This is a genomic window from Nonomuraea sp. NPDC048882 (assembly GCF_040649755.1).
GTDB classification, from domain to species: domain Bacteria; phylum Actinomycetota; class Actinomycetes; order Streptosporangiales; family Streptosporangiaceae; genus Nonomuraea; species Nonomuraea maheshkhaliensis.
Genome location: NZ_JBEZGB010000014.1, coordinates 273321 through 292346 on the forward strand (window position 1 = coordinate 273321; position 19026 = coordinate 292346).

Annotated in this window: 18 protein-coding genes, 2 tRNA genes and 1 riboswitch; of the genes, 12 read left to right on the forward strand and 8 right to left on the reverse strand. The window is 68.4% G+C overall.

Annotated elements, in window-relative coordinates; genetic code table 11:
* Positions 1-24: 24 nt before the first annotated feature.
* Complete coding sequence (locus AB0C27_RS41075; RefSeq protein ID WP_357856318.1) at positions 25-624, reverse strand: response regulator transcription factor; 600 nt, start codon at positions 622-624, stop codon at positions 25-27.
* A 152-nt stretch (positions 625-776) separates the two neighbouring features.
* On the opposite strand from AB0C27_RS41075, the gene AB0C27_RS41080 reads away from it, so the two are divergent.
* On the forward strand, positions 777-2081 hold the full coding sequence (locus tag AB0C27_RS41080) for a site-2 protease family protein (RefSeq protein ID WP_357856321.1): 1305 nt from the start codon (positions 777-779) through the stop codon (positions 2079-2081).
* Between the two features lie 68 nt (positions 2082-2149).
* Here the strand turns inward: AB0C27_RS41080 and AB0C27_RS41085 are convergent, their stop codons facing one another.
* From AB0C27_RS41085 to AB0C27_RS41100, 4 genes are all read right to left on the reverse strand, one after another.
* Positions 2150-3106, reverse strand: a complete 957-nt coding sequence (locus tag AB0C27_RS41085) for a hypothetical protein (protein WP_357856324.1) — start codon at positions 3104-3106, stop codon at positions 2150-2152.
* A gap of 5 nt (positions 3107-3111) precedes the next feature.
* A riboswitch (cyclic di-AMP (ydaO/yuaA leader) is annotated at positions 3112-3253 on the reverse strand.
* A 68-nt stretch (positions 3254-3321) separates the two neighbouring features.
* Positions 3322-4401: a galactose-1-phosphate uridylyltransferase gene (galT, locus tag AB0C27_RS41090; protein ID WP_357856327.1), complete on the reverse strand. Its 1080-nt coding sequence runs from the start codon at positions 4399-4401 to the stop codon at positions 3322-3324.
* Positions 4398-5177 carry a DeoR/GlpR family DNA-binding transcription regulator gene (locus AB0C27_RS41095; protein WP_357856330.1) on the reverse strand — a complete coding sequence of 260 codons (780 nt, stop codon included), beginning with the start codon at positions 5175-5177 and terminating at the stop codon, positions 4398-4400. The genes galT and AB0C27_RS41095 overlap by 4 nt, the downstream gene beginning before the upstream one ends.
* 358 nt (positions 5178-5535) lie before the next feature.
* Entirely contained in the window at positions 5536-6177 is a 642-nt protein-coding gene (locus tag AB0C27_RS41100) for a uridine kinase (protein WP_357856333.1), read from the reverse strand.
* Between the two features lie 67 nt (positions 6178-6244).
* Between AB0C27_RS41100 and AB0C27_RS41105 the strand changes: the two genes are divergently transcribed.
* A complete protein-coding gene (locus tag AB0C27_RS41105) occupies positions 6245-6736 on the forward strand; it encodes a DUF5946 family protein (RefSeq protein WP_357856336.1) in 492 nt (163 codons plus the stop codon).
* Between the two features lie 31 nt (positions 6737-6767).
* On the opposite strand, the gene AB0C27_RS41110 is transcribed toward AB0C27_RS41105, so the two are convergent.
* Positions 6768-6838: transfer RNA gene (locus tag AB0C27_RS41110), tRNA-Gly, on the reverse strand.
* 89 nt (positions 6839-6927) lie between these two features.
* Here AB0C27_RS41110 and AB0C27_RS41115 point away from each other — a divergent pair.
* Positions 6928-7001: transfer RNA gene (locus AB0C27_RS41115), tRNA-Pro, on the forward strand.
* A gap of 239 nt (positions 7002-7240) precedes the next feature.
* On the opposite strand, the gene AB0C27_RS41120 is transcribed toward AB0C27_RS41115, so the two are convergent.
* Positions 7241-7522: a hypothetical protein gene (locus tag AB0C27_RS41120; protein ID WP_357856338.1), complete on the reverse strand. Its 282-nt coding sequence runs from the start codon at positions 7520-7522 to the stop codon at positions 7241-7243.
* 308 nt (positions 7523-7830) lie between these two features.
* Here AB0C27_RS41120 and AB0C27_RS41125 point away from each other — a divergent pair, with 308 nt between their 5' ends.
* Genes AB0C27_RS41125 through AB0C27_RS41135 form a run of 3 tightly spaced genes read left to right on the forward strand, consistent with a single transcriptional unit; the run spans position 7831 to position 9552 of the window.
* The gene (locus AB0C27_RS41125) at positions 7831-8232 is read left to right on the forward strand and encodes a DoxX family protein (protein ID WP_357856341.1); all 402 of its coding nucleotides are present in this window, start codon (positions 7831-7833) and stop codon (positions 8230-8232) included.
* Between the two features lie 38 nt (positions 8233-8270).
* Positions 8271-9023: a hypothetical protein gene (locus tag AB0C27_RS41130; protein WP_357856344.1), complete on the forward strand. Its 753-nt coding sequence runs from the start codon at positions 8271-8273 to the stop codon at positions 9021-9023.
* Positions 9024-9039: 16 nt separating this feature from the next.
* Entirely contained in the window at positions 9040-9552 is a 513-nt protein-coding gene (locus AB0C27_RS41135; RefSeq protein ID WP_357856347.1) for a DinB family protein, read from the forward strand.
* A gap of 116 nt (positions 9553-9668) precedes the next feature.
* Here AB0C27_RS41135 and AB0C27_RS41140 read toward each other — a convergent pair whose 3' ends face one another.
* Positions 9669-10145, reverse strand: coding sequence for an ATP-binding protein (locus AB0C27_RS41140; protein WP_357856350.1), 477 nt, complete (start codon positions 10143-10145; stop codon positions 9669-9671).
* A 233-nt stretch (positions 10146-10378) separates the two neighbouring features.
* Between AB0C27_RS41140 and AB0C27_RS41145 the strand changes: the two genes are divergently transcribed.
* The 6 genes from AB0C27_RS41145 (at position 10379) to AB0C27_RS41170 (ending at position 18616) form a co-directional block, all read left to right on the forward strand.
* On the forward strand, positions 10379-11245 hold the full coding sequence (locus AB0C27_RS41145) for a helix-turn-helix transcriptional regulator (protein ID WP_346108232.1): 867 nt from the start codon (positions 10379-10381) through the stop codon (positions 11243-11245).
* A gap of 164 nt (positions 11246-11409) precedes the next feature.
* Positions 11410-12810, forward strand: coding sequence for a trigger factor (gene tig, locus AB0C27_RS41150; protein WP_357856354.1), 1401 nt, complete (start codon positions 11410-11412; stop codon positions 12808-12810).
* A gap of 417 nt (positions 12811-13227) precedes the next feature.
* A complete protein-coding gene (locus AB0C27_RS41155) occupies positions 13228-13860 on the forward strand; it encodes an ATP-dependent Clp protease proteolytic subunit (protein WP_357856357.1) in 633 nt (210 codons plus the stop codon).
* 12 nt (positions 13861-13872) lie between these two features.
* Positions 13873-14496 (forward strand): ATP-dependent Clp protease proteolytic subunit, encoded by a 624-nt coding sequence (locus AB0C27_RS41160; RefSeq protein WP_357856360.1) that lies wholly within the window; start codon positions 13873-13875, stop codon positions 14494-14496.
* Between the two features lie 188 nt (positions 14497-14684).
* Positions 14685-15968, forward strand: a complete 1284-nt coding sequence (gene clpX, locus AB0C27_RS41165) for an ATP-dependent Clp protease ATP-binding subunit ClpX (protein ID WP_357856363.1) — start codon at positions 14685-14687, stop codon at positions 15966-15968.
* An 83-nt stretch (positions 15969-16051) separates the two neighbouring features.
* Positions 16052-18616: a valine--tRNA ligase gene (locus AB0C27_RS41170; RefSeq protein WP_357856366.1), complete on the forward strand. Its 2565-nt coding sequence runs from the start codon at positions 16052-16054 to the stop codon at positions 18614-18616.
* Positions 18617-19026: the final 410 nt, after the last annotated feature.

Sequence of the window (19026 nt, forward strand, 5' to 3'; positions counted from 1 at the left end):
CCCGTCACAGGCTTGAGCTCCCGTCTACAGCCAGCCGGAGTCGCTGGCGATGCGTACCGCGTCGAGCCGGTTTCGTGCTCCCGTCTTGCACATGATGCGCGACAGATGATTGCGTACGGTCCCCACCGACAGGAACAGCTCGTCGGCGATCTCCGTCGAACGAGCCCCGCCCGCGGCGGCCCGCAGCACGTCGAGCTCCCGCCGGGTCAGCGGGTTGGTCGCGCACTGGAGGGCGGCCACGGCGAGCTCGGCCTCGATGGCCCGCCGCCCGGCCGCCACCTGCCGGATGCCCTCGGCCAGCCGCTCAGGCGGCACACACAGGCTCATGAAGCCCAATGCGGCGCCGGCCAGGGCCTCACGCACCTGCGCGGGATTGGGCGCGGCCGACAGCAGCAGCACCCCGCACCCCGGCACCTGCTCGGCCAGCGAATCCGCCGCCGCGGGCTCCCCGGGCAGGTCGAGATCGACCACGGCCACGTCGGCCGCGGCGGCCCGCGCCGCGCTCACCACCTCCCGAGCGTGCCCGGCCTCGGCGACGACCCGCAGGCCAGGCTCGGCCGCCAGGGTGACGAGCAGGCCACGGCGCACCAAGGGCAGGTGCTCGGCGATCAGTATGCGGATCAAGACGTCCCCCTCCGTCGTCTCCCAGCGTGATCGCTTGATCGCGCACTGTCAATGCCCGTCGGAACCGGTAAGCCGTACGGTGTGACGAGTTCGACTACTCTGGGGCTGTCGGACCCTTCGTCTGTCCTGTCGTCTGCCGGGAGCACACCTCGATGAACTGGCTCTACGTCGTGGGGATCATCCTCTTCCTCCTCGGGCTGATGGTCTCCATCGCGCTGCACGAGCTCGGCCACCTGGTGCCGGCCAAGATCTTCGGCGTGAGGGTGACCCAGTACATGGTGGGTTTCGGCTCCACGGCGTGGTCGCGGCGCAAGGGCGAGACCGAATACGGCATCAAGTGGATCCCGTTCGGCGGCTACATCCGCATGATCGGCATGCTCCCGCCGCGCCCCGGCGACGAGCCGGGCAAGCTCAGGAGCACCGCCACAGGCCCTTGGCAGGGCCTGATCGAGTCGGCCCGCGACGCCGCGCAGGAAGAGGTGCGGCCGGGCGACGAAGACCGCGTCTTCTACCGCAAGAAGTGGTGGCAGAAGGTCATCATCATGTCCGGCGGCCCGGCCATGAACTTCGTGCTCGCGTTCGTCTTCTTCAGCATCCTGCTGGTCGGCATCGGCCTGCCCGCCTGGGCCCCGGTCGTCTCGCCCGAGACCCACACCTGTGTGATCCCGATCTCCGAGCAGCGCGCCCAGTGCGCGCCCGGCGACAAGCTGACGCCCGCCGCCCAGGCCGGCATGAAGCCCGGTGACCGCATGGTCTCCTTCGACGGCCAGAAGATCGGCTCCTGGGACGACGCCACCCGCCTGATCCGCTCCCACGGCCCCGGCCCGGTGCAGCTCGGCATCGAGCGCGACGGCAAGCCGATGACGCTCAGCGTCACGCTCATCGCGCAGGACCGGCCCAACCTCGAAGACCCCGAGAAGATCGACAAGAACGTCGGCTTCCTCGGCGTGCTGCCCACCGAGGTCATGGAGAAGCAGAGCCTCGGCCAGGTCGTCGGCTACATGGGCGAGCTGACCGCCCGGGTGGCGGGCTCGCTGCTCAACCTGCCGGAGAAGATGGTCGGCGTCTGGCACGCGGCCTTCTCCGGCGACGAGCGCGACCCCGAGGGCCCGGTGGGCGTGGTCGGCGCGGGCCGCATGGGCGGCGAGATCCTCGCCTCCGACCTGTCCACCGAGAAGAAGATCGCCATCTTCGTCAACCTGCTGGCCGGCTTCAACCTGGCGATCGGCATGTTCAACCTCATCCCGCTGCTGCCGCTCGACGGCGGTCACGTCGCCGGGGGCCTGTGGGAGGGCATCAAGCGGGCGTACGCCAAGGTCATGAAGCGGCCGGAGCCGGCCTACGTCGACATCGCCAAGGTGCTGCCGCTGACGTACGCGCTCGCGATCGTGATGATGATCATGGCAGGTCTGCTCGTCTACGCCGACCTGGTCAACCCGCTCACGCTGACCAACTGACGCCCCCTGAACATGACGCGGGGCCCGTGCCGTCTCCTCGGCAGGGGCCCCGTTCGGCTTTCTCGGCGTCAGTTCATCGAGATGTGCACGTGGTCGAAGTGGTTCTCGGTGATGCTGCCGCGGTTCGACATCGTCCGCCAGCCCGACCCGTGGTTGATCCGCTGCTTCCAGATCACGTACTTGACGCCCAGCTTGCCCTTGTTCGCCAGCGCCCAGTCCGCCAGCCGGTCGCCGAGGACGTTGTTGGCCGCCGACGGCATCGAGCCGCCCGTGCTCATCATGAAGTCGCAGGCCCGGCCCAGCGGGTGCTCGCCGCTCGCGCCCGCGCGGAAGCAGCCCACGGAGAACGGCAGCGCGAAGTTCTTGGCCACCTGGGCCTTCATCAGCCGTGTCCGCGGGGTGATGTGGTCGGGGCCTGACGGCAGCTGCGGTGCCCACGAACCGTCGGAGTTGCGGCCCGTCGCGAACGGCACCAGGTCCTTGAGCTTGTCCTCGATGTCGTCGATGACCTTCTCGGCGTCGTCGCGCTGACTGTCCACCTCGGCCGCGTCGGCCTTGATCCTGGTCGTCAGGGCGGCGGCCTCCTTGCTGGCCTTCTCCTTGTCGTCCTTGGCCTTGGCCACGCTCTGCACGACCGCCTGCTGCTCAGCCGTCAGCTGTTCGAGCAGGGCGGCGCTGCTGCCGCGCTCGGGGGTCATGAGGAAGGGGAGCGAAGGATCGGCGTTCTGGTAACGCAGGCGGGCGATCTCGGCGACCCGCTGCTCGGCCGTGGCCAGCGCCTGCTCGGCGGTGGCCAGCCTGGCCTTGGCCGCCTCGGCGGCCTGCTGGGCCTTGGCCAGCTCGACGCGCTTGAGGTTGTACTTCTCGATGAGCTTGTCGACCTTGGTGTTGAGCTGTTTGAGCTGCGCCCGGAGCTTCGCCTCCGAGGGTTTGGGGGCCGCGGACGCCGGTATCGCCGGAAGGACGGCGACGGCGGCGGCGGTGATCAGACCGATGGCAAGAGTCGCGGGGGACGAAGCCGCCACGTAGGTGTTCCTCTCCCTCTGCCGGCCGGGTTAGCTGACGGGTTCGGGCATGGGAGTGCGCCCTACCACAGAAGCGGATTCACCCCAGGTGCGGTTTCGGGTCCCCGGCTCCCGGGCCACGCGCCCGGGATTAGGCAAGCGACGGCTGTTATGGCCGGTGCTTATGGGGATATTAGTGGTAGATCCCGAGTCATGCGACCTTAAGTGGAAATCAATTAGTGATCTACTTGTGATCGAAGCATGCGCGCCGCCTCCTCCGGCAGCACGTCGTTAACGAAGGCGCCCATCGCCGACTCCGAGCCGGCCAGGAACTTCAGCTTGTTCGGCGCCCGCCGGATGCTGAACAGCTCCAGGTGCAGGTAGGCCAGCTCCCTGTCCTGGCGTACGGGCGCCTGATGCCAGGCCGAGATGTACGGCATCACCACGCCGAACAGCCCGTCGAAGGCCCGCAGCACCGAGGTGTAGAGGGGGGCGAACGCCGCCCGCTCCTCCTCCGTGAGCGCCGCCAGGTCCGGCACCTGCCGGTGCGGATACACGTGCACCTCGAACGGCCAGCGCGCGGCGGCCGGCACGAACGCCGTCCACAACTCGTTGGCGGCCACCACCCGCGTCCCCGCCGCCCGCTCGGTGGCCAGCACGTCGGCGAACAGGTTGCCCGGCCCCCGATGGCGGGCAGCCGCGCCGAGCTGCAGCTTGGTCTTGGGCGTGACGTACGGGTAGGCGTAGATCTGGCCGTGCGGATGGGCGAGCGTGATGCCGATCTCCTCGCCCCGGTTCTCGAAGCAGAAGACCTGCTCCACGCCCTCGATCCCGGAGAGCTCGGCCGTACGGTCGGCCCACGCCTCCATGACCAGCTCCACCTGGGCGTCGGAGAGCCTGGAGAAGGAGGAGGAGTGGTCGGAGGTGAAGCACACCACCTCACACCTCCCCACGCCCGGACGGACCTCACTCAGCCCGCCCACCTCCTGATAAGTCCCGAAATTTGTGGAGAAAGAGGGAAAGCGGTTCTCGAACACCACCACGTCGTAGTCGTAGGCCGGGATCTCCGTCGACCGCTCGTCCGACGACGGGCACAGCGGGCACTCCGACGTGCCGCCGGTCGGCAGGAACGTACGCGTCTGCCGGTGCCCCGCGACCGCGATCCACTCCTCGGTCAGCGGGTCGTAGCGCAGCTCTGAGGCCACCGGCCGGGGGTCGAGCGTCCGCCGGTCGATCGCGCTCCTGTCGGCGTCGTCCCGCCGGTCGAAGTAGATCAGCTCCCGGCCGTCGGCCAGATGGGTGATGGTGCGCTTCACTGCGAGCCCTCCGCGATGATCAATTGCCCGGCCCTTTCGGCCAGGTCGGTGCGTGCGTCCTCGGGCAGCCCCGCGTCGCTGATGACCACGTGGGCCTCGCTCAGCTCGGCGATGGTGCTGATGCCGACCGTGTTCCACTTCGTGTGGTCGGCCGGGACGACCAGCCTGGTCGCGGCCGTCACGAGCTCTCTGTCGGTCTCCGACTCCAGCAGGTTGGGCGTGGTGAACCCGGCCCGCACGCTCATCCCGTGCACGCCGAGGAAGAGCGTGTCGACGTGCAGACGGCGGATCGCCGCCACCGCGACCGGCCCCACCAGCGCGTCGGACGGCGTGCGCATCCCGCCGGTCAGCACCACGGTGCGGTCGGTGCGCGGGTTGCGGTGGAAGACCTCCGCGACCGGGATCGAATTGGTGATCACGGTCAGGTCGGGCACGCCGATCAGATGATGGGCCAGCGCCCACGTGGTCGTCCCCGCCGACAGCGCCACGGCCGTGCCAGGCCGGACCAGCCCCGCCGCCTGCCGCGCGATGGCCTCCTTCTCCTGCTGCTGGCGGGCGGACTTGGCGGTGAAGCCCGGCTCCTCGGTCGACCCGGGGCCGAGCGCGGTCGCGCCGCCGTGCACCTTCTCCAGCAGCCCGCGCTCGGCGAGCACCTCCAGGTCGCGGCGGATCGTCATGTCGGAGACGCCGAGCTCGCGTACGAGGTCGGCCACCCGGACGCCGCCGTGGCTGCGCACGCGTTCGAGAATCGCCTGCTGACGCTGCTGTGCGAGCACGCCCGCTCCTTCCAACAGATTCCACCAAATTATGACACGGAATTGTTGGGGAATGTTAGTTCGCCGGGGATGCTTGCGCTGGTCGGCGTGGGGAGAGACGTTGGGAACTCATGCCGTACCCGATCACCCTGTACCCGATCAGTGGGAGGCGAGCTCCATGGCCAGGCGCGCACGCAAGGGCAAGGCACGCAGGAAGAAGAAGGCGAACCACGGCAAGCGCCCTACCGCGCGATGACGGCCGGGTGGCCGCCGCCCTTCCCCTTCCGAGGCGGCCACCACGGCTCAGCTCCAGGCCTCGTCATCGACCCGGCCACTGTCGCTCAGGCGTCGGCCCCGTCTTCGACCCGGACACCATGACTCAGGCGTCGGCCCCGTCCCTGACGAGGACGGCCGGCCGCCGCGGATGATCGGCCCGTACGACCACATCCGCCGCCTCCTGCGGCCTGACCTCCCGCTCGTAGCGCCGGTAGGCAGGCAGCCGCCACCTCTCGTCCTCGGGCATGCCGCGTTCGAGCGCGCCGGGCGACAGCCACAGGTGCACGCTCACCTCGAACGCCAGCCCCCGCCCCAGCAGCAGCGTCCCGTCCACCAGGACCACCCCGCCGGGAGCCAGCTCCTCGTACGGCACCCGGTAGGCCCGGTCGATCGCGCTGTCCCACAGCGCAGGCAGCACCCGCCCCGACCCTCCGGGGTTCAGCGGCTCCAGCACCTCCCTGCGCAGCGCCCCCGCGTCCAGCCAGTCGTCGTAGAAGGCGTCGGGATCCGTCCTCCCGTACTCCAGCCGCAACGAGGCGGGCCGCAGGAAGTCGCCGGCCGACACCCGCAGCACCGGCCGCCCGCGTAGCCGCAGCGGCGCGACCAGCTCGTCGGCGAGCGACTCCGGGCGTGCGGAGGGGGCGCCGTCGACGGCCACCCGCACCCACGAGCCCGGCGGTCTGCCGGAGATCAGCTCGGCCAGCTCCTCGACGAGGGCCTCACGGGAGATCGGTCGCGCACGCATCGCCCTCAGCTTACGAGCGGGCCTAATGCCTTCGACAACGCGGCCGGGCGCCGCCTAGATTGCCGTGATGAGCCACTGCGACTGCGGCGCGAACGCCGGCCCGCTCGGCGTCTGCGCGGACTACTACCACGAGGTCCTGTCCGAGGAGCAGCGCGACCCGGAGATGTACCGCTGGCACGCGGTCGTGGTCTGCGCCTACCTCCTGCAACACCCGCCCGGCGGCCCCGACGCGTACCTCGACGGCCAGTACCGCCTGCTGCAGTTCTACGCCGACAAGGGCCTCGACGCCCTGACCCGCCTCCAGGCCCACCGCGTGGCCCGCAACAACCACCGAGTCCGCGCCGCCACCGACATCCGCCCACTGACCCCGTACGCCCCGCTTCCCGCGACGCGGCCCACGGGGGGATTCCGCACCACGTTCAGCGACCTGCCGTTCCAGGACGGCACCTTCCTCGCGGACGGACACGCGGCGTACGGCCACCGCATCGACGCCATCGCCCGGGCGACATTGGAAACCTACGGAGCCCCGCGACACGGAGAGACGACAAAGGCCAGGTAGCCGAAGCCGACCTGGCCTTTCACGCCCTGAGAGCGGACGACGGGAATCGAACCCGCGTAGCTAGTTTGGAAGACTAGGGCTCTACCATTGAGCTACGTCCGCGCGAACCGGTCGAACTCTGGTCTAGACTTCATCCGGTCGTCAGGGCAAAAGCGTACCGGAGTCGCGGACCGCATGCGCACTCGACGAGACGGGGCGTGGCGCAGCTTGGCAGCGCGCTTGCTTTGGGAGCAAGAAGTCGCAGGTTCAAATCCTGTCGCCCCGACTGAGGGATGTAGGTCAAGGCCCTGTTTCACTTCGGTGAGACGGGGCCTTACCGTTACCCCGCCCAGGGCCGCTACCTCGTCGGGCAACGCGGCTGGGGCCGCCCCCGGTCGTACACCTCTTCCCGGTGTACGACCGAAGGCGGCCCGTTTCGTGTTTCTGGGGGTTACCTGCAAGGCGACGAGCCGCGGGCCTGGTGCACTGCCGGCCCGCTGAGGCGTCCCCCTTGGCAGGAGAGGCTCACTCGTCGGCCAGTGCTTCCGCGTTCTCCAGCTCGAGGTCCTCGGCGACGTAGTCGGTGCTGTGCTGCATGAGCCTGGGCCGTTCGACGTTGACCTTGATGTCGCACTTGGTGTCGATGTGGACGTGGGCGGAACGGTACACCGGGCCGGTGCCGCACACCGTGAACACGTTCGGCGACTGACGGTCCTCGGCCATCGCCGCGCCGGGACCCGTGATCGCCCCGGCCGCGAGCAGGGCGACGGCCACGGCGAGTGCCCCGCTCATCTGACGTGCCTTCATCTTGTGCTCCTCTATGTCTCTTGAGCCCCGATCAGGATCGACCGGAAGTCACAGAAAGTGATATTCCTGCTACACAAAGTAGTCAATCGGTCCAATGTGTCTTCATATCGGAAAGGTTCATCAATAGGGACATTTGATCCACTCGGCCCTAGGTGCATGCCTATGAGGCGACCAGCGCGACGACCAGGAAGGCGAGCGTGAGGGTGCACCTAGGTACAGGTCGGCTCGGCAGCTGGCCCGATGGTGGGGGAAGGGGCCGTTTTCCTAGCGTCGGAGGCATCGTTCGATCATCTAGGAGGCGGCAGAGCATGACTACTCCAACGCGACGCGGCACCACCCGGGTCGGCAACGTCGCCCTGTGGGGGCTGCAGATCGTCCTGGCCGGGTTCTTTCTGATGTCGGCCCTGGGCAAGTTCGGCAACGCCGAGCCGGCCGCGTCCACGTTCGCGGCGATCGGGTGGGGTGACTGGTTCAGGAACCTGACCGGGGCGCTGGAGGTGGCCGGGGCGGTGGGGCTGCTGGTGCCGCGGCTGGCCGGGGTGGCGGGGCTGGCGTTCGTGGGGTTGACGGCGTGCGCGGCGCTGGTCGAGGCGTTCGTGTCCGGGGGAGGCGTCTTCCTGCCGCTGGCCGTGCTCGTGCTGTGCGCCGTCATCGCCTGGGGACGCAGGGACGGTACGGCGCGTCTGTGGGTGGCGCTCTCCAGGCGGTGAGCCGGCCGGCGCGGTCCACCTGAGGCAAGGTGGAGCCCGTGGACCTCTTCGCCGATGATCCGATGGCCCGACCGCTCACCTACCCCGGCCGCCTCCCCGCCGGCTCCGGCGTCCTGGTGGACCACGCGTACGTACCGCTGCGCGTGGAGGGCGGCGAGCAGGACCGGTGGCGGGCGGACGGCGTGAGCGTGGGCGCGCTGCTCGCCCGTGAGGGAGGCGCGCCGATGCGCGGCCGCCACCGCGTCGTCGCGGTCGGCTCCAACGCCGCCCCCGGTCAGCTGCGCGCGAAGTTCCGCGATCACGGCGTACGCCCGCTCGTCCCCATGACGGCCGCGGACGTGACCGGCGTCGCCCCGGGCGTCTCCGCGCACGTGAGCAGATGGGGTTACGTGCCGGCCGCGCCGATCGCGGCGCCCGGCGAGACCTCCAGGCTTTTCGTGCTCTGGCTCGACGAGGAGCAGCTCGCCGCGCTCGACCTCACCGAGCCCAACTATGTACGCCGCCGCCTGGCCGCTCAGGTCGTCGTGGGCGCGCCCTTGAAAGGAGTCTTCGTGTACGAGGGCAGGCACGGCTGCGTAGCCGACGGAAACGGCCGCCCCCGCCGCCTCACGTCCCAGAGAGCCCTCGTCCGGTCCCTCCTGGACGCTTCCCCGTCCCTGCGCCACGTATGCGGCGACACCCCGGAGGACTTCGTGGACAACGTCAGGGACGACACCGTACGCGCCGAGGCCACCCGCATCCTCCAGGCGGATCACCGGACCGGCGCCGGTAGGGTCGGGCCCCGTGAATGACCTCGTGAATGATCCCGTGAATGACTCCGTGAACGACACCCGGATTCCCCCTCCCCTCACCGGTGACGAGCGCACCGTGCTCGGCAACTGGCTCGAATGGCACCGCGCGACCCTGGCCTTCAAGTGCGCGGGCCTGTCGGACGAGCAACTGCGCGAGCGTTCGGCGCCGCCCTCGTCCCTTTCGCTGCTGGGCCTGGTCAGGCACATGGCCCACGTCGAACAGGTCTGGTTCCGCCGCGTGCTCGACGGCGAGGACCTGCCCAAGCTCTGGAACAAGGACCGCGACAACGACGCCGACTTCAACGACGTGGACACCGCCTCGGTCAAAGAGGCGTTCGAGGTGTGGCAGGAGGAGATCGAGCGCGCACGGGCCATCTCGGCGGCCAAGCCGCTGGACGCGGTGGGCGACCGCAACGGGCGGGAGTGCTCGCACCGCTACGTCCTGGTGCACGTGATCGAGGAGTACGCGCGCCACAACGGCCACGCGGATCTGCTGCGCGAGCGGATCGACGGCGCGACGGGGGACTGATGCGAAGGTGAGGGCGAGGGCGGCTGATGCGAGTGCGGACGACGGCGGCGAAGCGCACAAGCCTCAGCCGTCGGCGCAAAACAGCGCCTTCAGTGGTCGGCGCGGAACAGCAGCCCTCAGCCGTCGGCGCGGAACAGCGCCCAGACGGCCTTGCCGCCGCGGGCCAGCGGGTCCCATCCCCAGCACTGGCTGTAGGTCTCGACGATGTAGAGGCCGCGCCCGTTCTCGGAGATGAAGTCGGGCTCCTTGGGCCGCGGCACCTCGTCGCTGGGGTCGGCCACCGCGAGCAGCACGTGGGGGGCGGCCCGCATCAGCAACAATTCGATCTCACGGCGCCCCGCGGCGTACATCGCGTACCTGACCGCGTTCGTCACCAGCTCCGACACCACCAGCGCGGCGTCGTCGCTCAGGTCGTGCAGGCCCCACGCGCGCAGCGTCGAGCGGGTCACGTCCCTGGCGGTCTTGACCGAGTCGGCCTGAAAGGGGAGCGGACACGCGGTCGTGCCGGGTTTGCCGCCCATGAGCAGACGGTCGAAGCCCACGTCACGCGTGATCTGGAGGCAGTCGGCAGTGGCCAGAGGATCCTCCACCATGCCGCCGATACCTCCCCGTTCAACCTTGGTTAGTGCATGTTTGGCCCAATATGCACTAAGCCATCATGGGTCACGAACGCGGCACCTGCAAGACCCAAATGCACGTGCAGTTGCAATGTGCAGGAGCAAGCGGCGTTTTGGCGCATAGGTATCCGAATCGGACACGAGGTTGAGACCTTGTCATACCCGGCAATGTGGTGTCACTGTGTGTGCGGACCTTGATAGGAGGCAAAGTGACGCAGAACCAGCCGGGTTCCGGGCCGACGGCGCTGCGCATCCTCCTGGGCTCCCAGCTGCGCAAGCTCAGGGAAGCGAAGAACGTCACTCGTGAGGAGGCCGGCCATCTCATCCGGGGGTCGGAATCCAAGATCAGCCGAATGGAACTCGGCCGGGTGGGGTTCAAAGAACGCGACGTGGCGGACCTGCTGACCCTGTACGGGGTCGTCGACGACCAGGCCCGCTCCGCCGTGCTCGACCTGGTGACCACCGCCAACGAGCCTGGCTGGTGGCACCGGTTCAACGACGTCCTGCCCACGTGGTTCCAGGCGTACGTCGGCCTTGAGGAGGCCGCCGCCAGGATCAGGACCTACGAGGTCCAGTTCGTGCCAGGACTGTTGCAGACCAAGGAGTACGCAAGGGCCGTCGTGACCGCCGGTTCGGCCGGGATCGCGGCGGAGGAGATCGCCAGAAGGGTGGATCTCCGGCTGGAGCGCCAGAGGATGCTGGACAGGCCGGACGGGCCGATCTTCTGGGCGGTGATCGACGAGGCCGCGCTGCGGCGGCCCATCGGCGGCGCCGAAGTGATGAGGGCCCAGCTGGAACACCTCATCGACCTGATGCGCCAGCCCAGCATCACGATCCAGATCATGCCGTTCAGCTTCGGCGGGCACAGTGCGGAGGGCGGCGCGTTCAGCATCCTGCGCTTCCCCGACAACGATCTGCCCGACGTGGTGTACGTGGAACAGCTCGCGAGCGCGCTCTACCTGGACAAGCGTGAGGACGTGGACCGATACACCGAGGTGATGGAGCGGCTGTGCGCCGTGAGCACCACTCCGGATGAGACGATCGAGCTGCTGAGGACGATCGCGGACGAGTTCTGAACGCGGCGGCGTCGTGGTTGGGTACGCATCTGCCCTAGACTGGCCATCGGCGTTGGAACCCGCCGTGGCGGAGCATGCCCAGCGCTTTATGTGGGCGCGGCGCGTGAGCCGTACCGATGGACGCGCCCGCGATCACTCGTAGCTTGATCAAGGAGACCATTCCCGTGAAGACCGCTGTCGAGGAGCTCAGCCCGACCCGGGTCAAGCTCACTGTCGAGGTGCCGTTCGACGAGCTGCGCCCGAGCATGGATGCGGCGTACAAGAAGGTCGCGCAGCAGGTGCGCGTCCCCGGGTTCCGGCCTGGCAAGGTTCCGGCCCGCATCATCGAGCAGCGCTTCGGCCGGGCGGTAGTGCTGGAGGAGACCCTCAACGACGCCGTGCCCAAGCTGTACGGCCAGGCCGTCGACGAGGTCGACGTCTTCCCGGTCAGCCAGCCCGACATCGAGGTCACGAGGATCGACGACGGCGAGCAGATCGAGTTCACCGCCGAGGTCGACATCCGGCCCAACTTCGAGGTCCCCGACTACGCGGGCCTCGAGGTCACGGTCGACTCCGCCGAGGTCTCCGACGAGGACGTGGACAGCCAGCTCGACGCCCTGCGCCAGCGTTTCGCCACGCTGACCGGCGTGGAGCGCGCCGCGGCCAGCGGCGACTTCGTCGTCATGGACCTGCGCGCCGAGATCAACGGCGAGAACATCGAGGAGCAGCAGGCCAACGAGGTCTCCTACGAGGTCGGCGCCGGCTCCGTGCTGCAGGGCCTCGACGACGCCCTCGAGGGCATGTCCGCGGGCGAGGAGAAGAGCTTCAAGACCGAGCTCGTCGGCGGCGAGAACGCCGGCGAGGAGGCCGACGTGATCATCAGCGTCAAGTCGGTCAAGGAGAAGGTCCTGCCCGAGCTCGACGACGAGTTCGCCCAGCTGGCCAGCGAGTTCGACACGCTCAATGAGCTGAAGAACAGCATCCGCGAGCAGGCCCGCCGCAACAAGCTGATCGACCAGGTCGTCCAGGCCCGCGAAAACGCGCTCGACGCGGTGCTCGAGAAGATCGACATCCCGCTGCCCGACAGCGCGCTCAAGGCCGAGGTCGACGCCCGCAAGCACAACCTCGACCACCAGGTGGCCGAGAGCGGCCTCAGCCGTGACGCCTTCTTCCGTCTCTACCAGACGACGGAGGAGGAGCGCTTCGCCGAGTTCGAGACCAACTCCGCCCGCGCGATCAAGGTCGGCTTCGTGCTCGACAAGATCGTCAAGGCCGAGGAGCTGGGCGTCTCCGAGCAGGAGCTGACCAACTTCGTGGTCCGCCGCGCGATGGAGATGGGCGTCCAGCCCAACGAGCTGGCCAAGCACCTCGCCGACAACGACCAGCTCACGCTGGCCATGGTCGAGATCGTCCGCGACAAGGCCAAGTCGGTGCTGGGCGACGCCGCCAAGGTGGTCGACAGCGACGGCAACGAGGTCGACCTCAAGGCCATCTACACCGAGATCAACGGTGCCGAGCCCGTCGAGGAGGAGGACGAGTCCTCCGCGGAGAAGGCCGACGACGCCGACGGCAAGTCCGAGGCGTAACCTCCGGCCCCGAAATCACCGCGAGCCCCCGGATCCCGTGTCCGGGGGCTTCGTCGTTCCCGCGCACGCCTCCGCTCCGCCACCCCGGCAGCTACCCCGGCAGCCACCCCCCGCAGCCGGCTCGCGCCGGCGAGGGCGCTGGGGGCGCTCAGGCGGCTTCTGAGGGGATCGGGGGCCTGGCGGCGGCCCATGGGGCCGACCGGCGTCCGCGTGCGCGGGACCGCCCCTTGAGCGCCCCAGGGCGGGCGCGCTTCCCAGGACGAAAGCCGGATAAACCCCGCAAAGAGCAGTGGCCGTACGTTCGCCCGAACCTGCGCCGTCAGCGAACAGCCCGGGTGAGCGGGCATGAGCTGTAGGCGGCGCGCGTTAAGGTCACAAGCAAAGCCAATCGATTACGACGCATCGGAAGGTGACGCTGTGACCAGCCCGCCGACCTTCTATCAGCCTGAGTCGCGAGGCCGTGAGAACGGCTCGTCCTTCCGGCTTGAGGACCAGCTTTACCAGCGCCTGCTCCGCGAGCGCATCATCGTGCTCGGGCAGGAGGTCAACGACGAGATCGCCAACCGCATCTGCGCCGAGCTCCTCCTGCTCGCCGCCGACGATCCAGAGCGTGACATCACGCTCTACATCAACTCGCCGGGGGGCTCGGTGAGTGCGGGCATGGCGATTTACGACATGATGGAATATGTGCCCAACGACGTGTCCACGGTGGTGATGGGCATGGCCGCCTCCATGGGGCAGTTCCTGCTGACCGCCGGGGCGCCGGGCAAGCGTTACGGCCTGCCGCATGCCCGGGTGATGATGCACCAGCCGTCGGGTGGCATCGGTGGCACCGCCGCCGACATCGCCATCCAGGCCGAGCAGATGCTCTACGTGAAGAAGACGCTGGCCGAGCGGATCGCCTTCCACACGGGGCAGTCGCTGGACCAGATCGAGGCCGATTCCGACCGTGACCGCTGGTTCACGGCCGAGGAGGCCAAGGACTACGGCTTCATCGACCACGTCGTGCGCAGCGCGCGGCAGGTGCCCTCCGCGGGCCCGGTCTCCTAAGGGGGAGCTGACATGAACATCCAGAGCCGTTACGTTCTCCCCTCCTTCGTCGAGCGCACGTCTTACGGCGTGAAGGAGATGAACCCGTACAACAAGCTCTTCGAGGACCGCATCATCTTCCTCGGGGTGCAGATCGACGACGCGTCGGCCAACGACGTGATGGCCCAGCTGCTCACGCTGGAGTCGCTCGATCCCGACCGTGACATCAGCATCTACATCAACTCGCCGGGTGGCTCCTTCACCGCCATGACGGCGATCTACGACACGATGCAGTTCGTTCGGCCGGAGATCCAGACCGTCTGCCTCGGCCAGGCCGCCTCGGCCGCGGCCGTGCTGCTGTCGGGCGGCACCCCGGGCAAGCGCTTCGCGCTGCCCAACGCCCGGGTGCTGATCCACCAGCCGTCCACCGAGGGTGGCGGCCAGGGAAGCGACATCGAGATCCAGGCCCGCGAGATCCTGCGCATGCGCACGCTGCTGGAGGACATCGTGGCCAGGCACACCGGCAAGCCCTCCGCCGAAGTCCGCAAGGACATCGAACGCGACAAAATTCTCAACGCGGACGAGGCGAAGGCGTATGGTCTGATCGATGACATCATCCCGTCCAGGAAGAAACGAGCTCAGGCCGTAGCTTCCTAGACGAGACGTGACGCGCCGGAGCGCTGCCCAATAGGGCACGTTCCGGTGCGACTCGCCGCTAGGGGGCTCACTGAGGGCCCAGAAGACGGTAACGTCGAAACCTGAGCGGTTCGGCCTAGTCCGGAGAATGTCCGGAGACACTGCTCGCGTGAGCAAGCAGGGCGGTCCCACGCAAAGGAGTATCTGGGGTGGCACGCATCGGCGACGGGGGAGACCTGCTGAAGTGCTCTTTCTGCGGAAAGAGTCAGAAGCAAGTCAAGAAGCTCATTGCCGGTCCAGGCGTCTACATCTGCGATGAGTGCATCGATCTCTGCAACGAGATCATCGAGGAGGAGCTCTCCGAGTCCTCCGAGCTCAAGTGGGACAACCTGCCCAAGCCGAGGGAGATCTACGAGTTCCTCGACGCCTATGTCATCGGTCAGGACAAGGCGAAGAAGGCCCTCTCGGTGGCGGTCTACAACCACTACAAGCGGGTGCAGTCCGGTGACCGGGGCAGAGACGACGGTCTGGAGCTGGCCAAGAGCAACATTTTGCTGCTCGGTCCGACCGGCTCGGGCAAGACGCTGCTGGCGCAGACCCTGGCGAAGATGCTCAACGTGCCCTTCGCCATCGCCGACGCCACCGCGCTGACCGAGGCCGGCTACGTCGGCGAGGATGTCGAGAACATCCTCCTCAAGCTCATCCAGGCCGCCGACTACGACGTCAAGAAGGCCGAGACCGGCATCATCTACATCGACGAGGTCGACAAGATCGCTCGCAAGAGTGAAAACCCGTCGATCACGCGCGACGTCTCCGGCGAAGGCGTGCAGCAGGCACTGCTGAAGATACTGGAGGGCACCACGGCATCGGTGCCTCCGCAGGGCGGCCGCAAGCACCCGCACCAGGAGTTCATCCAGATCGACACCACCAACGTGCTGTTCATCTGCGGCGGTGCGTTCGCCGGCCTGGAAAAGATCATCGAGTCGCGCATCGGCAAGAAGGGCATCGGCTTCAACGCCGTCATCCGGTCGAAGGAGGAGGTCGACACGGCCGACGTCTTCTCCGACGTGATGCCGGAAGACCTGCTCAAGTTCGGCATGATCCCCGAGTTCGTCGGCCGGCTCCCGGTCATCACCTCGGTGCACAACCTCGACCGCGAGGCGCTCATCCAGATCCTCACCGAGCCGCGCAACGCGCTGGTCAAGCAGTACCGCAAGCTGCTCGAGCTCGACGGCGTGGAGCTGGAGTTCACCGACGGCGCCCTTGAGGCCATCGCCGACCAGGCCATCCTGCGCGGCACCGGCGCCCGCGGGCTGCGCGCCATCCTGGAGGAGGTGCTCCAGTCCGTCATGTACGAGGTGCCTTCCAGGCAGGACGTCGCCCGCGTCGTCATCACCCGCGAGTCGGTCCTGGAGCACGCGATCCCCACGCTCGTACCGCGTGACCAGCTCGCCGCCAAGCAGCAGCGCGCACCACGCGAGAAGTCGGCCTGAACGGCCCCGCCTGTTCATCCGGACGCCCCGTGGTCACCAACCATGGGGCGTTCCGCTTTCCCGTCTCCCTAGAATTGGTCACTGTGACAACGCCAGAGCTGCCTACCCAGTACACCCCGGCCGACGTCGAGACCCGTAGCTACGAGCGCTGGGTGTCCGAAGGCTACTTCCGTGCCGACCCGGGCAGCTCTCGCGAGCCGTACAGCATCGTCCTGCCGCCGCCCAACGTGACGGGCGTGCTGCACATCGGGCACGCGCTCGACCACTCCATCCAGGACGCCCTGACCCGCCGCGCCCGCATGCGCGGCCACGAGACGCTCTGGCTGCCCGGCATGGACCACGCCGGCATCGCCACGCAGAACGTCGTCGAGCGCGAGCTGGCCAAGCAGGGCAAGTCGCGGCACGACCTCGGGCGCGAAGCGTTCGTCGAGCGGGTCTGGGAGTGGAAGGAGGAGTCCGGCGGCCGGATCCTCGGCCAGATGCGCAAGCTCGGCGACGGCGTCGACTGGTCGCGCGAGCGGTTCACCATGGACACCGGGCTCTCGCGCGCCGTGCAGACCATCTTCAAGAAGCTGTTCGACGAGGGCCTGATCTACCGCGCCGAGCGGATCATCAACTGGTGCCCCCGGTGTCTGACCGCGCTGTCCGACATCGAGGTCGAGCACAGCGAGGACGAGGGCGAGCTCGTCTCCATCCGCTACTCCGACGACATCGTGGTGGCCACCACCCGCGCCGAGACGATGCTCGGCGACACCGCCGTGGCCGTCCACCCCTCGGACGAGCGCTACGCCCATCTCATCGGCACGATGGTCGAGGTCCCGCTCACCGGGCGCATGATCCCCGTCGTCGCCGACGAGCACGTCGATCCGGCGTTCGGCACCGGCGCGGTCAAGGTCACCCCCGCCCACGACCCCAACGACTTCGAGATCGGCCGGCGTCATTCGCTGCCGTCGCTGACCGTCATGGACGAGCGCGGCGTCATCACCGCGCACGGGCCGTTCGAGGGGCTCGACCGCTTCGAGGCCCGACCCGCCGTCGTCGCCGCGCTGCGCGCCGAGGGCCGGATCGTTGCGGAGAAGCGCCCCTACCTGCACTCGGTCGGCCACTGCTCGCGGTGCAAGACCGTGGTCGAGCCCCGGCTCTCGCTGCAGTGGTTCGTGAACGTCGCGCCGCTGGCCAAGGCCGCGGGCGACGCCGTGCGCGACGGGCGCACCCGCATCCACCCGCCGGAGCTGGCCAAGCGCTACTTCGACTGGGTCGACGACATGCACGACTGGTGCATCTCCCGGCAACTGTGGTGGGGCCACCGCATCCCGGTCTGGTACGGGCCCGGCGGCGAGGTCGTGTGCGTGGGGCCCGACGAGGAGCCGCCCGCGGGCTACACCCAGGACTCCGACGTCCTCGACACCTGGTTCTCCTCCGGGCTGTGGCCGTTCTCCACGATGGGCTGGCCCGACCGAACCCCCGAGCTGGAGCGCTTCTACCCGACGTCGGTGCTGGTCACCGGCTACGACATCCTGTTCTTCTGGGTCGCGCGGATGATGATGTTCGGGCTCTATGCCATGGACGGCGAGCCGCCGTTCCGCGTGGTCGCCCTGCACGGCATGGTCCGCGACCAGTACGGCAAGAAGATGTCGAAGTCGTTCGGCAACGTCGTCGACCCCCTCGACTGGATCGAGCGCTTCGGCGCCGACGCCACCCGGTTCACCCTCCTGCGCGGCGCCAACCCGGGCGCCGACGTGGCGGTGAGCGAGGAATGGGCGGCCGGCTCACGCAACTTCTGCAACAAGATCTGGAACGCCACCCGCTTCGCCCTGATGAACGGCGCGGCCGTCGGCGCGCTCGACGACGCCGAGCTGACCGCGGCCGACCGGTGGATCCTGTCCCGCCTGCAGACCGTCATCACGGCGGCCGATGCGGCGTTCGAGGAGTTCGAGTTCGCCAAGGCGTCCGACCTGCTCTACCACTTCGCGTGGGACGAGGTCTGCGACTGGTATCTGGAGCTGGCGAAGATCCAGCTCGGCGAGGGGCGTGAGCACACCAGGCTGGTGCTCGGGCACGTGCTCGACGCGATCCTGCGGCTGCTGCATCCGCTGGTGCCGTTCGTGACCGAGGAGCTGTGGCGGGCCGTCACCGGGGGCGAGTCGCTCGTCGTGGCCCCGTGGCCGGTGGCCGATCCGCGCTACGCCGACGCCGGTGCCGAGGCGGAGATCGAGGCGCTGCAGGAGCTGGTGACCGAGGTCCGCAGGTTCCGCTCGGACCAGGGGCTCAAGCCGGGCCAGAAGGTGGCCGCGCGGCTCGGGCTGGGCGGCACGCCGCTGGCCGGCCAGGAGAGCGCGATCAGGGCCCTGCTCCGGCTCACGGAGCCGGAGGAGTCGTTCAACGCGACCGCGCGGTTCACGGTGGGGGAGGTGACCGTGGAGATCGACACCGCGGGCGCCATCGACGTCGTGGCCGAGCGCAAGCGGCTGGAGAAGGATCTGGCCGCCGCCCGCAAGGAGGCCGCCCAGGCGACCGCCAAGCTGGGCAACGAGCAGTTCATGGCCAAGGCGCCACAGGACGTGGTGGCCAAGGTCAGGGGCAGGGCCGACCAGGCCGGCGCGGACATCGCGCGCCTTGAGGCCCAGCTCGCCGCGCTCGGGGTTTGAACAGTCCGCACGAGGGGAAGGTCCATTCGTTACCGAAGATGGACCTTCCAAGCCCGCGAGACTGCTAGAGTTTTCAACGCGGGGCCGATCAGGTCCTGACATCCCAGTGAACGAACCCCGACTTTCGGGCGACTCCAGCCGCGCGGTTGGACAAGAGCCGAAAGTTCGAGTAAGTTAGCAGGGTTGCCTCGAAGAGAGGCGAGTCCGGAAGCTCCCGGATCGGGCGGTTTGACAAGGATCGTCCAGATCTGGTAGACTGAAGGAAATGAAATGAGCGCCTCGCGCACCAGGGTCTCCAAGAGATTCTGGTGCGGATGTACGCGTCCGTTTCTTGAGAACTCAACAGTGTGTTAAAAGCCAGTGCATGAAACACATGCATAACCCCGTCAGGTCTTCGGACCAAGACGGAT